We start from the raw sequence: 14,944 nt of genomic DNA, 5'->3' as shown, positions 1-14,944 counted from the left end.
GACACAATACTATCAACAGATAATAACTGACGACACACAATAAAAAACCGAAGCAAATTGCTCCGGTTTTTTTATGACATCAGCGCAAATTAGATTGCGATAAAGCCCGCTTCTACTGCTGGGTTTACATCTGCTTCGTAATCAACACCTTCAATACCAAAGCCGAATAGTTTCAAGAACTCTTCTTTGTACTCAACGTAGTCCGTTAGCTCTTTTAGGTTTTCAGTGGTGATTTGAGGCCAAAGTTCACGACAGTGTTGCTGAATGTCTTCGCGTAGTTCTAAGTCATCAAGACGTAGACGGTTGCAATCATCCACCTCCGCTGCGCTGCCATCTTCTTTATAAAGACGCTGGCTGAACATACGGTAGATTTGCTCCATACAACCTTCATGGACACCTTGCTCACGCATTTTCTTAAATACCATCGCGATGTACAAAGGCATCACAGGAATCGCAGAACTTGCTTGAGTCACAACTGATTTTAGAACTGCAACGTTTGCGCTACCGCCTGTCGCTGCCAGTTTGGTATTCAGTTCTGCAGCGGCACGATCCAGATCCATCTTCGCTTTACCTAGTGCGCCATCCCAGTAGATAGGCCAAGTAAGCTCAGTACCGATGTAGCTGTAAGCAACGGTTTTGCAACCTTCTGCCAATACGCCCGCATCAGACAGTGCATTGATCCAAAGTTCCCAATCTTCACCACCCATAACCGTTACGGTATCTTGGATTTCTTGCTCTGTTGCAGGCTCTACGCTTGCTTCAATGATCATATCTTTATTGGTATCAACCGCCGTTGATGTATAAGTTTGACCAATTGGTTTTAGAGCAGAACGGATAACTTCACCCGTTTCAGGCATTTTACGTACTGGAGACGCCAGTGAGTAAACCACCATATCAATCTGACCAAGATCTTCTTTAATCAAATCGATTGTTTTCTGTTTCGCTTCGTTAGAGAAAGCATCACCATTTAGGCTTTTCGCATATAGGCCAGCTTCGCGTGCGAGTTTTTCAAATGCAGCGGAGTTATAAAAGCCTGCTGTACCTGGTTTCTTCTCTGAGCCTTCTTTTTCGAAGAACACACCAATGGTTGATGCGTCGCCGCCGAATGCCGCAGCGATACGAGAAGAGAGACCGTAGCCACTTGAAGAACCGATCACAAGCACACGTTTCGGTGCATTTCTGATAGGGCCTTGTGCTTTAGTGTAAGCAATTTGTTCTTTTACGTTAGCTTCACAGCCGATTGGATGTGTAGTGGTACAGATAAATCCACGAATTCTAGGTTTGATGATCATATTCAACTTCCTTTAAAAATCTTCGCTAGGATAAAAGGTTCGTCGGGAAATCGCATCTAATTTCTTAAAAATTGCAGGGAAAATGCAAGTGGTTGGAGCACTTTCACTCAATAATTTGTGGTCAGAAACAACAATGGCACCCTTTCAGGTACCATTGCTTAGTGAAATTAAAACAGTTTCGTTGGTGCCGCGCCGTTTATGCAACACTATTTAGCTTAGCTTTTACCTTAGTTTTTTTGCTTGGCTTCTCCGCCTCGCTATGAGTGCGTACCTGACTAAAATCATGGCTAAAGTGATCCACTTGAATCGCTTTATAGCGCAGCTTATCTGCCTGCAACACTTGCTCGACTTCTTGCAGCGTCAATACGCCAGCTTGCTGGGCTTGCTCTAAACGCGCTTGCAAATCGCCTTTACGCGCCACAATGCCATCTTTAGCCGCTCGATTGAGTTTACGCTCCTGACTTTTCACGCCATACATGGCTAAAAAGGCATTCTCCATTAACCCCACACTGTCATTTTCATCTTCACCGATATAGCAAAGGTGAGTCAGACGATCACGATGTGCTCCAGGCGTCATTAGGCTCTCAGCTAAGTTCACCGTTAAATCATCGCTTGGCTTTTTATAACGATTACCCAATGGGAAGATGATCACTTTAAGTAAACGCCCCACCCCTTTGTGCGGATAGTTACTAAAAGCTTGTTGTAGCGATTGTGCACCTTGGTACAAACAATGCTGCACAGCATAATGCACATAATTCAGGTCTTGTTGCTGACGTCCATCATCTTCGTATTTCTTCAACGCAGCCGACGCCATATACAAATAAGCCAAAACATCGCCAAGACGAGCTGAAATCAATTCTTTACGCTTGAGATCGCCACCGAGTGTCAGCATGGCAAAATCAGCACTCACCGCTAAGGCTCGACTCAAGCGAGTCATCTCACGATAGTAACCTTGAGTTGCGCCGCTCATATCGGCCTTAATAAAACGTGAGCCAGTTAATGCCGCGCCAAACGCACCCAGTGTGTTTTTAGTGGCATGACCAATATGTTTGAACAGCAGTGAGTCAAAATCTTTGGCTGCTTGCTCTTTATCCGGATTGGCTGCCGCTTCCATCTCTTGTAAAACGTAAGGATGACAACGTGTTGCCCCTTGACCGAAAATCATTAAGTTACGAGTCAGAATATTCGCGCCTTCAACCGTGATCGCGACAGGAATACCAAGGTAATGGCTGGCAAGATAATTCATTGGACCATCTTGAATCGCACGGCCTGAATGGATATCCATCGAATCATTCAAAATCGTACGAGCCATTTCCGTCATGTGGTATTTGGCAATTGCGGTTACGATGCCCGGCTTCTCCTTCATATCAAGTGAAGTCGTAGTCAACGTTCGTGTCGCTTCCAACAAATAGGTTAAACCACCAATTCGCCCGAGTGCTTCTGCTACCCCTTCGAATTTACCAATCGACATACCAAACTGCTTACGCACATAAGAGTAAGCCCCCGTTGTTCGGGCTGTTAAATGGCCAATAGCCGTTCCAAGTGCTGGCAGTGAAATACCGCGCCCTGCGGACAAACACTCCACCAGCATACGCCAACCTTTACCTGCGTATTCTTGTCCCCCAATCAGCCAATCCATCGGGATGAAGACTTCTTTACCGCGAGTTGGGCCATTCATAAACGCTAAACCTAACGGATCATGACGCTCACCAATTTCCACTCCTGGATGTTCGGCAGGGATCAACGCACAAGTAATGCCCAAATCTTGTTCTTCGCCTAGTAAATTCTCTGGATCATACATTTTGAATGCCAGTCCAAGAACTGTCGCGACAGGCGCTAGAGTAATGTAGCGTTTGTTCCAGCTAAGGCGAATACCAAGTACCTTTTCGCCATTATGTTCGCCATAACAGACGACACCTTTATCTGGTATGCCCCCGGCATCAGAGCCCGCTTCAGGACCGGTTAGCGCAAAACAGGGAATGTCGGTACCATCCGCTAATCTCGGCAACCAATACTCTTTTTGCTCTTGGGTACCATAGTGAGAAAGCAACTCACCAGGGCCCAGTGAATTAGGCACCATCACCGTCACCGCGGCACTAATACTACGAGTAGCGATACGAGAAACAATGGTGGAGTTTGCCAATGAAGAAAACTCACGACCACCGTATTGCTTAGAAATGATCAGCGAAAAGAAACGCTCTTTACGCAAGTATTGCCAAACTTCGGCAGGTAAATCGCGATCTTCTTTATTGATCTTATGATCATCAAGCATAGCTAATAACGTATTCAGTTCATTATCCATGAACGACTGCTCTTCACTCGACAAGCTTGGTTTTGGGTAATGGTGTAACTTGCTGAAGTCAGGACGCCCTGAAAAAAGTTCGCCATCCCACCAGACACTACCCGCCTCCATCGCTTCTTTTTCCGTTTCAGAAAGCGGTGGTAACACTTGCTTAAACAATTTGAATGCTGGATCGCTGATCCATTTTCTGCGTAGAGAGCTCATAACCAGTTCCTTTTGTTCACGTTATTACCTTTGCAGGTCTGTTGTTATTGTTATTACAGCTTTTGTTATTACGTTTCTTAGTATCAAATTTTTTATTACGATGTCGCTATGGGGGTGAGTTATTCATTGGCACACCCTATTTATATACGTCATTGATGCGCTAAAAGTGCTACGGCGCAGAAACGCCAGCAGCGAGGTATGGAATTAATTGATCCAGTACGGCCTGTGCGTCGGCATTTTGAGCGTAATCATTGTGCGCAATTTCTGCTAAAGCTTGGCTTGAAGCCATGGTGAAAACACAAGCTCCCAATGTGAAGTGCAGTCGCCAAAACAAGGTTTCACGGCTTAATTGCGGATTGGCAGCAAGCACTGATTGAGTAAAAAGCCCTAACGTCTCTTGATAACGGGTACTGATAAACCAACGTAGGTGACCTTGCACATCGGTATACCCTCGCCCAATCAGTAACATAAATCGACTGGTGCCATTCGGTCTTACATGATTGAGTGCCATTAAAGGCCCTCTTAGCGCTTCAAAAACCTGCTTCATCGAATAATCTGGATTGAGATTCAGTGTGATCAACGCGTCTGATACCGCTGGCATAAAAGCCTCTAAGTAACGACTCAACACTGCACGAACTAAGCTCTTCTTATCCCCAAAATGGTAATTGACCGCGGCAAGGTTCACCCCTGCTTTCGATGTAATCGTGCGTAGTGAGGTATCATTAAAGCCTTGCTCGGCAAACAGAGCTTCTGCTACATCCAGAATTTTCTCTTTGGTTTTGTGCTTGGCAGTCATTTCAATCACCCGTATCAAACGCTTGTTTGAAAATATACACACCGCACACAAACTTAACAAGCAGTTAACATCACACTTTTACGCACTGGTTAGACCAGAATAACAAACTAGCGAAATAAGCCTCTGAAAACAGGCGAAAAGAAAAGAAGCAAATAATTTTAAACTTTTTTGGAACTGAATGAAAAAAGGTGGGTCTGAATAAATGTAGATAGCAAAGATAATGAGTTTAACTGGCCGTCGAGCTCACTTTGCTTCTGAAAGATTTTTACACTGCTTTTCCAAATTAACTCCTATACTTATATGTATCCGCCCAGAGCCACTTTTGCTCTGGGCTTTTTTTTATTCCTGCTAACTACGTTTCAGAAATAACGAAGTCTTCGCTGCGTAAACGCAAACGAAGACTTAATCATTCTTTGAGAGGAACTACCGTTTTAGGCGATATTCTAATCAACTAGGCTAACGAAACACCCAGCGGCAACTTAAAATATAATTGCTCAACATGCCGACAAGCACTCCAGCGGTGAGCGCAAACAAAGGTACCCAACCTTGTTTGCCCAAGCCTAAGATAATCGATTGGAAGACAAGAAAATTTGGCAATGCCGAAATTAAAGCGCAGCTCATAAAGGTTAACCATTGGCTAAGCAAATTCTTGATATTATCTGTTTGCCAAGAAGCCTGCCCTTGTCTAAAAGTAAAACGGCGATTGCCAAACCAAGTGACCGAGGCCGCGCAGCAAAAGGCGATGCCCCGAGCCCATAATAAAGGTAGAGAAAACAAATAAGCGCACAACATGAAGACCAACGCATCGGCGATAAAACCAATCCCCCCAACAAGAGCGAACTTAAGCAGCCGATGCTGCTGTAGCCGTTTCACTGCCGATCCTGCTGACAACGATATAATTTGCGTTTGCTTTTCACTGTATGCTCAACCACACAGTTAAACTTATGCTCCTCAACTAATTTACTAACTTGCTGCGGTTTACCAACCAGTTGAAACTTCGCCAATCTCAAAAGCTGATCATATTGCACCAGTGTTTGTGCTTTTCCTTGGCTATAAAACTGCCCAGAGAAGGGCCTTTTTCCCACATAGAATATGGGTACCGACAAATCGGCACGAGACAAAATCATTTTGTCGCTTTTCTTAGCCCCGACTCCTGATTGAATAACACCAACAGCAATAATCAAAAGGAGTGGTATCGCCCCGGCAATGAACTTAAACCATTTAGGATCATGCTTTATATCATTGAGTAAAATAGCAATGACCAACCCCAATGCAGGCACTCCTGGCAAAATATAGGCTGGAAGAATATTGCCAGAGAAAGTAAACAACACGAGAGGTGCAAGCATCCAGCAAAACGCAAAACTAACGATCGGCTGGTATTTGTCCCACCACGGTTGCGGATTATGTTTTGCTCGCCAAAACAACAACACCGGTAACACGATAGACCAAGGTGCCGCAGAACAAAGCCAAAACAGCCAAATCATGCCTCTTGGTTCATCATGGGCGCTGCCGTATAAGTCACCCTCCCAACCACTGACGACAAAACGTTTAAAATGCTCCCCAACGATAAAGTAATCGATAAAACCCGGCGTCGATTTTTCCGCTAACCAATACCAAGGCAATGCAATCGCCAGCATTAAAGCGCTTCCAATTAACAATGGAAAACGTCGCCATAATTGAACAAATGCCCCTTTGAACCCATGCTGAAAAATGAGCCATGGCATAACAGCAATGCCGACCAATACAATGACCAATGGACCTTTAGCAAGCAAACCTACCGCCAGGCCAACAAACCCAACGTAACCCCAGATTCGCTCTCCCTGCCAACAAAAATAGAAACCGACCATCGCAATCGTCATGCCTAAGGTCAGTGCCATATCGGTCATAACGGCACCCGCAGCAATCGAAAAAATAGCGCAAGTTGCTAGCACAACTGAAGTAACAAGCGCATTGATCTCTAAACGCTTGGCGAAATAAGCCGTGATAGCAATAACGACAACACCAGCAAACCAATGGGGTACTCGAACCGCAAACTCATTAATACCAAACCATTCAATACCAACAGCACTCATCCATGTGAACAATGGTGGTTTTCCCCAAAATGGCACGCCATAATCAAATTGGGGAGTTAGCCAATTACCCGTATCAATCATCAAGCGAGCCATTTCGCCATAGCGAGCTTCGGTGGTATCCATTAATGGATAAGCCCCCAATGAAATAAGGCGAATAAGCAAGGCTGAACCTAAGATAGCCCAAAGGTGAACTCGATTAAAACTCACGCGCGCTTCTCCATTACTTGAAACAACATCACTGCGGGTTTTTCTTTAACTGACTGAACGAGATACAACGGTCTTTGCTTCGACTCAATAAAAATTCGACCGATGTACTCCCCTAGCAAACCAATACTCAATAACTGAATTCCCCCCAATGCCAGCATCACCACCATCAGTGATGGATAGCCGACCGTAGGATCCCCCCAAAGCATCGTTTTCAATACGATCACTAAGCCATATACAAAGGCACTGCCTGCAACCAATGTTCCTACCACTGTCGCCAGACGCAAAGGGCGAATAGAGAAGGCAGTGATGCCATCGACGGCCAACCCTAACAACTTGAAATAATTCCATTTGGTTTCACCGCAAAAGCGCGGATCGCGATCAAATGTAAGCGTGACTTGATTGAAACCCGGCCATGCAAAAATCCCTTTCATATAGCGATTTCGTTCAGGAAGTTGGTTAATATGCTCAACGACTCGGCGACTCAATAAACGAAAATCACCGACATTTTCAGGAATGCTTGATTTAACCAGAGTATTAAGTAAACGATAATACAGAGCAGCAGATTGACGCTTTAGCCACGTTTCTCCGTGACGAGATTGACGCTGCATATTGACCACATCAAACCCTTCTCTCCACTTCGCTAGCATCTCAGGGATCAGCTCTGGCGGATCTTGCAGATCAGCATCAATCAACACCACGGCTTCACCATGGCTATATTGCAATCCTGCACTCGTCGCCGACTCTTTGCCAAAGTTACGGCTCAATGAAATGCTGCGTACCAGACTGGTAGATGATTGAAAACACTCAACGATAGCCAGACTTCCATCATGGCTACCATCATCGACATACACGATTTCACACCGCTCCGGAAGCGCGTCTAACACTTTCGTTAAACGTTGATGTAGTGCTGGTAGCACGGATTCTTCATTGAAATAAGGCACGACGACCGTCAATGTGATTGCGGACTCAACACGCTTATGAGGAGATGTGATTACGTTCATAAAACCGCCTAATTACTTTTATCCGTATGGCAACTCTATTAAGCTCCATACTCAGAGATGATATGCTGGACTTTATCGCTGACAGTGTGAAAAGAATGTTATTGACGTTTTTTTCACTTTTTTTTGACTGGCATAACGATAAGATCCCCCTCATTCGATCTCTTGTGGAATAAGTAGTAGGTAAGACATGAACAAAATTCTATTGGTAGAAGATAACCGTGAAATTGCCGGTATCTTGTTTGACTACTTTGAAAGCCTAGGTATGGAACTTGACTACGCCGATAACGGTGAGCTCGGACTGCAGCTTGCACTCGAAGGCAATTTTGACATGATTATTCTCGATCTTATGTTGCCAAGAATGGACGGTCTAACCGTTTGTAACAAGTTACGCGATGCGGGAAATTCCACACCCGTTTTAATGCTTACCGCACTCGATAACCGAGAGGATATGTTAGCCGGTTTCAATCATGGCGCGGATGACTACCTAACGAAACCGTTCGATTTAGACATTCTCGAGGCCAGAATGCACGCTCTGATTAAACGTTATCGAGGTAAAACTGCATCAACCAAGATCACAGTTGGCCCTCTATTGATAGATCAAAAAACTCGCCAAGCCTACCGCGAAGAGAAACCCCTTGCACTTAACCCGACCACTTACACCATTTTAGAGATGCTGGCAGTCAGAGCCCCCGAAGTGGTGAGCCGTCAAGAAATCACAGAGCAACTTTGGCAAGAATCGGAACCAAACAACGATGTGCTACGCAGCCATATTTATCAACTAAGAATTCAGCTTGATAAACCTTTTGCCACGGCGATGCTGGTTACGGTACCCAAATGCGGATTTCGTCTTGAGTTGCCGCAATGATTAATTTGTTAAACAGCACTCGCTCGCTCATCGGCCGACTCGCAGTCTTTTTCATTGGCATCTCAATTGCTCTTGGGCTGTTTACTCTCGTTATTTTCTCGTTGGCGTTGCATTGGTCAGAGGATCGGGTCGGAGAAAGACGGATTCTACTCGACAAAGATATCGCAATTGAACGCTTTATCGCAGGTGAAAGTGGGAAAATTAAGATTGATGTCCTGACCATCGCCTATAACGACCTCTCGTTGATTCCCGAAGTGTATCAACACGATTTGAGTGGAAAAAGCCACTTTCTCGGCGAGCTCGAAGTCTCTCTAGAGCGTGACTCCCGCATGGTCTATAAAGGACAATATACAGATCAAGGCCAACTGCGCGATATCGTACTTTTAACAACGATTGATACGGTTGAATTTAGTGCAGAAGAAATTGTCTACTCCAGTATCATCGTGGTGACAATGGTTGCCTTACTGATGTTTCTCTTTGGCACACTACTCTACCGTTTGTCCAAACGGCTAATTGAGCCACTAAACGGTATTGTGCTGCAACTCGAACAACAAAGTGGCGATAGTGAAAGCGAATTCACAATCTCCAATGAAGCAGCACAAGAATTTCAAGTGCTGACGCAACAACTCAACCAATACCGCAGTGATCTTCATTTAGCCTTAAAGCGCGAACAAGCCTTTGCTCGCTATGCCAGCCATGAGCTAAGAACCCCTATAACAGTCGTGAAAGGCGCAAGTAAACTGCTGAGCAGATCAGATCAAACGGAATTTAATCAACGCCAAATTACTCGCATTGATAATGCTAGCACTCAAATGAGTGGTATGGTTGATGCATTGTTGAGCCTAGTTCGTTACGAACGCAACACAGACGATACGCCATTACGCAGGGTCACCGAGAGCGAACTCAATACGATCGTGATGAACAACTCATCGCAAGCTAATGAGAAAGCATTGAGCATCAAACTGCTGATTGAATCGCTACCACAAGTGCAAGCCACCACAGCGGTGATGAATATGATTCTGGGTAATCTCATCCGTAACGCGATTGCCGCAACAGCTCATGGGGACGTGACGATTCACGTAACTGAACAAAGAGTGACCATCACCGATGATGGTTCAGGACTCAGTGAACAGCCCTCTTTGCATGGTCACGGTCTTGGTTTGTTGATCGTTGAAGATCTCAGCCGACGCTACCAATGGCATTTTGAGTTATACAACCATCCAACGCGTGGTTGCGTAGCCAAAATAACGTTTTAGTACTCAAACACTGATGAGAAAGTAAAGTCTTTATGGGGTGGCTAAGGTATTATGTGCTTTGATAACATCGCCTTAGCCTAACTAGAATAGTGACACAATAAAGTACCGCCTTATGAAGCTTGCCGACACGCCCATCACCCAGCACCAATTTGCCAATATTGATTTTTATCTCAAGCGTGATGACCAGTTACATAGTCACTTTTCTGGAAACAAAGCTCGAAAGTTCATGGCCCTATTGGAACAAGACTTTCCACAAGTAGATACACTCATTGGCTACGGCAGCCCGCAAGCTAACTCGCTCTATTCGATGGCGGCACTCGCTAGCATTAAAGGTTGGCAGTTAGAGTTTTACGTTGATCGTATCCCTAAATGGCTTGTAGAGCGCCCAATGGGAAACTATCGCGGCGCATTAGAACTTGGAGCAAAAATTATCGCTACCGCAGAGAGTGGTTTACACCCAAACGACTACATTCCCCAAGTTCGTCAACCTAATGAAGATTGTTTAGTTGTACCTGAAGGTGGCCGCTGCTCGTTAGCTGAATTTGGCGTAAATCAGTTAGCATTAGAGATTCTCAGTTGGGTTCGACTACAAACCAACAAACAGTTTGTCGTTGCGCTACCAGCAGGTACGGGCACCACCTCACTTTTCCTCCATAAAGCGCTCAAGGTACATGGCATTGAAGTTCTTACATGTGCCTGTGTGGGAGGAAAAGAGTATCTCACCAAGCAGTTCAACGAACTGGGAGAAGCCGATCACCCCACCATTCTTGAACTAGAAAACAAACACCATTTTGGTAAATTGTATCAAGACGACTATCTGATTTGGCAACAGCTGCTGAGCGAAACGAATGTGGAGTTTGACTTACTCTACGATCCGATGATGTGGCACTGCTTATTAAATTGGTATCCAAATAATATCGACAAGCCTATTATCTATATTCACCAAGGTGGATTATTAGGCAACGAGAGTATGTTGCCTCGCTATCAACGCAAATTCGACGTGTAACCCAAAGCACGAAGACGAGACGCAAATATTAGGAGAGAAAAATGGTATTGAGGTTAAACCGCGCAGTCATGTTAGCGCTCGTTCCGATTCTTCTTCTCACCTATGGCCATCATGCACTTGCAAATAGTGAGACAAAAAGCTTCTCTACGCCCAAAAAAACGGCCGTGATCGTCAACAGCTCCAATGTCAAACACCGCATCTGCTATTACCAAGACCAAGCTTATTCTCTTGGTGCTCTTATCGAAGTCGGTGGCTATATTATGCGCTGTGATAATGCGAATGATTTTGAAAGCAACGGCGCGTTAAAATGGATTACCCTAGATAAGTCGAACCTAGACCATTCTCAACCTTAGTGGCTATTTCTCATGCCATTGATAGTGGCTATCCTATTCACTATCATAGAAAAAGAGGAAAATACCACAGCAGCAAACATTGCCTAACACCTCAATAAAACTAGCCTCAACGGTTCTCAAACCACGGTCATATTGCATTGCAAAATTGAATTAATGCGAAACGCAACTAAATTCATAGTAAGGGAATAACGCTTTGGCAGGCAGATATGAGATGCAAGACATGGATAGTGATGTTCTTTATTTTTTCTCCTTTGGTTATCGCACATGATCATAGTCATGGCGATCATGCGCAAGAAGTTGAGTTGCGCTTAATCGAACCAATACCACAAAATACAGAATTTAATCGCGACATAGCTAAGCTCGGTTGGGTATTGTTTAACGATCCTAATCTATCTTCCAATCAAGCCGTCAGTTGCCAATCTTGCCATGATTTATCGACTAATGGAGCAGAAACCACGCGTGTCTCTACTGGCGTCAATGGCATTGGTCTTCGAAACTCACTAACCGTATTTAACACCGCACTTAACTATCGTTTTTTTTGGGATGGCAGAGCCAATACCTTAGAAGAACAAATTAACGGCCCTATCACTAATCCTTTAGAAATGGATTCTGATTGGCTGCAAATAGAACGTTATGTTTCACGCTCGGCCCGCTATCAACAGCTTTTTTCTTCAGCTGATAACCTTCCAATTACAAGTGACTCAATTCGTTTTGCCTTAGCCGAGTTCATGCGGGCACTGCAAACGCCTAACTCCGATTTTGACCGCTTCTTACAAGGCGATGAAACAGCCCTTTCAGTACAAGAACTTCGGGGGTGGCAAACCTTTCAATCTGTTGGTTGCGTTCAATGCCATCAAGGTAAGAATGTTGGTGGAAATATGATCCAAAAATTTGGTTATTTCACTTCAATCAATTCGATTCAAGATACGGGTAAGCATCTCATCACCGAGCAAGGCCAAGACAAATTTTACTTCCGGGTTGCCAGCTTAAGAAATGTCGCTCAAACACCGCCTTACTTTCACGACGGTAGAACCGACACCCTTGAACAAGCCATTAAGGTGATGGCTCAGGGGCAGCTCGGGATCACCATGGATAGCGAAACAATCTCTGACGTTGAAGCCTTTCTTCACACACTTAGCGCACCAAGGCCAAGCATCTTAGAGGAGTTTGAAAATGAATAGCCCAAAAATCCTTACACTCCTCCTCTCGTCAATTGTCGCAGCGCTTTTTACCGTTGCCTATATGAGCTATCAAAACAGTCGCCACATCGAAAACGCACTCACTGATGTCACTATGGTTGGGCACGAATTATTGGGTCATAGAGATACTATTTTGAACTACCAGTATCAGCAGCAACGACGCCATTTCTTGATCACCCAGAGAATTACTGAAATTGAAAAGCTGGCCAAAGCCATGCTGAAAAAGAACACGACAATCACCTGGTTTCCTATTAGTAGCAACGTAAATAAAACCAGTCAGAAGTTAGTCTCCTTTGAGAAAAAACTTCTCTATACCAGTAGCATGCTGGATATGCTCGTGGGTATCCAAGTGGCTCGGAAATACGCTTACTTATCTTTAGAGTCCTTATTCAAGCAAGCATTAAACGAACGAAATAGTCTAGGTCTCGAATGGCACTTTGTTGATTTTATGAATCAAAATTTACTTAATAACAATGTGGCCCACCCACAAATCAAACAATTTGCAATGCAACTTCGCCAAATAGACGAGCGAAGAACGTCATTACGAACTGATTTGCTCAATGAGCATAATTATGATTTTATCGAAAAAACCGAAACAGCCTTGCGCCAATATAGCCACAATGAACTAAACAATGCTCTAATGTACTGTCTGGGGGCAGTCACCGTTTTGATATTAATATTCTCGATTCAAGCTTATTTGCGTTTCACTCACTTAAAAGCACTCAATAAAGAGATGTCAGCAGCATCAGAAAAAGCCTTAAACGCAGCTAAAGCAAAATCACAATTTCTTGCCACGATGAGTCATGAGTTACGCACCCCAATGAATGGTGTGCTGGGCATTGCTCAAATCATCGCAGGAGAGACGCACGAGAGCGCCACTAAAAAAAATGTCGGTATTATTCTGGAATCAGGCCAGCACCTCATGACTGTGCTCAACGACATTCTCGATTTTTCAAAAATAGAAGAGAACAAACTGGAACTCGAGGCTGTTCACTTTCATCTTAACCAAATCCTCATGCCGGTTGTGAGCGCCATCACCCCGCTCGCTGAAGAAAAAAACTTAACCTTAGAAATCGACAATCAGATTCCCGACAACATCTATTTCATTGGTGATAGCGCAAGACTAAGACAAATCCTATTTAACTTAGCGGGTAATGCGATAAAATTTACCGCCAAAGGCAAGATCACCATTCAAGCTCAACTCGAAAATGTCACGCCGTCTCATCTCATTCTTAGTGTTTCCGACACGGGTATTGGTATTCCGCCACACAAGCACGATGCTATTTTTGCCTCATTTGAACAAGCCGATGCTTCAACGACTCGTGAGTTTGGTGGTAGTGGATTAGGTTTAGCCATCGTGAAAAAACTCACCGAACTCATGGATGGCACCATCACCTTAATGAGTCGCGAAAATGTCGGTAGCACGTTTACCGTAACCATTCCCCTCCCTCGAGGAGAAAAGGCGGTTGTTGCCAATCAAGATCCCGTTAGTGCTTCACCGCTAGAAACCCGACCACTCAATATTTTGCTCGCCGAAGACAACCGCGTAAATGCGATTGTGGCTAAAGGCTTCTGTAACAAATTAGGTCATCATGTTGATATCGCAGAAAATGGACAAATCGCCATAGATAAAGCAACAAAAGAATCATACGACCTGATCTTAATGGATAATCACATGCCCGAAATGAATGGCATCGAAGCGACCTATTATTTGCGTCAAGTACTTGGTATCAACACCTTAATATTTGCTTATACCGCCGATGTGTTCCGCGAGGCTCATGATGATTTTATCAATGCAGGGGCGGACCATGTTCTCACTAAGCCATTACAAAATGAGAGTTTCTACGATGCGATCAGTAATTTTAGTCACCGCATTCAAACCCAGAACACACCGGAACTGTCAGGCACCAATGTGATACATTTACATCGTGAAGATGTCCACGATTTGCGCTTGACTGAAGAAGAACTGTCAAAAAGTGAATTACTCAACGAAGTAAAGCAAGATATCGATATCTACCAGAGTTTGTTGCAATCTCTAATTGAAGATTTTGAAACTCATATCGATGAGCTCATTAGCGGCTTTGAGGCTGACGATACTGAGCAATTGGGCAAAACATTACACTGCTTGAAAGGGATAACGCTCAACTTACAACTTGATAATCTCGCCAATCTAACCATCGAAATGGAACAACAGGTCCGTGAGGATAAAATACCGTGTATCGATAACTTTCAAAAATTGATCAATCGCTTGAGTGTCAATATTCACCAAGGTAACCGACTAATCGAAAAAAACGTCGATGCTGTAATAGTGAGCAATGAAACTGCGCCCGCTAAAAAAGCCTAATGATGAAAAATAGCCTCTCGCTACAAAACACGATGGATTTTTTCAGC

12 protein-coding genes are annotated in these 14,944 nt (G+C 44.2%); 6 read left to right on the top strand and 6 right to left on the bottom strand.

Going from position 1 to position 14,944, the window contains the following annotated elements:
- Window positions 1-89: 89 nt before the first annotated feature.
- The 6 genes from fabV to RH86_RS02650 form a co-directional block, all read right to left on the bottom strand.
- A complete protein-coding gene (gene fabV, locus RH86_RS02675; RefSeq protein WP_009384827.1) occupies window positions 90-1,292 on the bottom strand; it encodes an enoyl-ACP reductase FabV in 1,203 nt (400 codons plus the stop codon).
- Window positions 1,293-1,488: 196 nt separating this feature from the next.
- A complete protein-coding gene (locus RH86_RS02670) occupies window positions 1,489-3,798 on the bottom strand; it encodes an acyl-CoA dehydrogenase (protein ID WP_009384826.1) in 2,310 nt (769 codons plus the stop codon).
- Window positions 3,799-3,967: 169 nt separating this feature from the next.
- Window positions 3,968-4,594 (bottom strand): TetR/AcrR family transcriptional regulator, encoded by a 627-nt coding sequence (locus RH86_RS02665; RefSeq protein ID WP_009384824.1) that lies wholly within the window; start codon window positions 4,592-4,594, stop codon window positions 3,968-3,970.
- A 456-nt stretch (window positions 4,595-5,050) separates the two neighbouring features.
- Window positions 5,051-5,467, bottom strand: coding sequence for a GtrA family protein (locus RH86_RS02660; protein ID WP_009384822.1), 417 nt, complete (start codon window positions 5,465-5,467; stop codon window positions 5,051-5,053).
- The gene (locus RH86_RS02655; protein WP_009384821.1) at window positions 5,464-6,873 is read right to left on the bottom strand and encodes an ArnT family glycosyltransferase; all 1,410 of its coding nucleotides are present in this window, start codon (window positions 6,871-6,873) and stop codon (window positions 5,464-5,466) included. Before RH86_RS02655 ends, RH86_RS02660 begins: the two co-directional genes overlap by 4 nt.
- Entirely contained in the window at window positions 6,870-7,874 is a 1,005-nt protein-coding gene (locus RH86_RS02650) for a glycosyltransferase family 2 protein (protein WP_009384819.1), read from the bottom strand. The genes RH86_RS02655 and RH86_RS02650 overlap by 4 nt, the downstream gene beginning before the upstream one ends.
- Window positions 7,875-8,061: 187 nt before the next feature.
- Here RH86_RS02650 and RH86_RS02645 point away from each other — a divergent pair, with 187 nt between their 5' ends.
- The 6 genes from RH86_RS02645 to RH86_RS02620 all read left to right on the top strand — a co-directional run bounded on the left by RH86_RS02645 (window position 8,062) and on the right by RH86_RS02620 (window position 14,897).
- A complete protein-coding gene (locus RH86_RS02645; RefSeq protein WP_009384818.1) occupies window positions 8,062-8,739 on the top strand; it encodes a response regulator transcription factor in 678 nt (225 codons plus the stop codon).
- Complete coding sequence (locus RH86_RS02640) at window positions 8,736-9,995, top strand: sensor histidine kinase (protein WP_009384817.1); 1,260 nt, start codon at window positions 8,736-8,738, stop codon at window positions 9,993-9,995. Before RH86_RS02645 ends, RH86_RS02640 begins: the two co-directional genes overlap by 4 nt.
- Window positions 9,996-10,107: 112 nt before the next feature.
- Window positions 10,108-11,001: a 1-aminocyclopropane-1-carboxylate deaminase/D-cysteine desulfhydrase gene (locus RH86_RS02635; protein ID WP_009384816.1), complete on the top strand. Its 894-nt coding sequence runs from the start codon at window positions 10,108-10,110 to the stop codon at window positions 10,999-11,001.
- 41 nt (window positions 11,002-11,042) lie between these two features.
- Complete coding sequence (locus RH86_RS02630) at window positions 11,043-11,354, top strand: DUF1496 domain-containing protein (RefSeq protein WP_009384815.1); 312 nt, start codon at window positions 11,043-11,045, stop codon at window positions 11,352-11,354.
- 206 nt (window positions 11,355-11,560) lie between these two features.
- On the top strand, window positions 11,561-12,535 hold the full coding sequence (locus RH86_RS02625) for a cytochrome-c peroxidase (protein ID WP_038219145.1): 975 nt from the start codon (window positions 11,561-11,563) through the stop codon (window positions 12,533-12,535).
- The gene (locus RH86_RS02620; protein WP_009384813.1) at window positions 12,528-14,897 is read left to right on the top strand and encodes an ATP-binding protein; all 2,370 of its coding nucleotides are present in this window, start codon (window positions 12,528-12,530) and stop codon (window positions 14,895-14,897) included. Before RH86_RS02625 ends, RH86_RS02620 begins: the two co-directional genes overlap by 8 nt.
- Window positions 14,898-14,944 lie beyond the last annotated feature (47 nt).

Origin of the sequence: Vibrio sp. N418 (genome assembly GCF_000222565.1) — a bacterium.
Taxonomy (GTDB): Bacteria; Pseudomonadota; Gammaproteobacteria; order Enterobacterales; family Vibrionaceae; genus Vibrio; species Vibrio scophthalmi.
The sequence above is the reverse complement of the archived record's forward strand: the minus strand, read 5'-3'. Positions and strand labels throughout refer to the sequence as shown.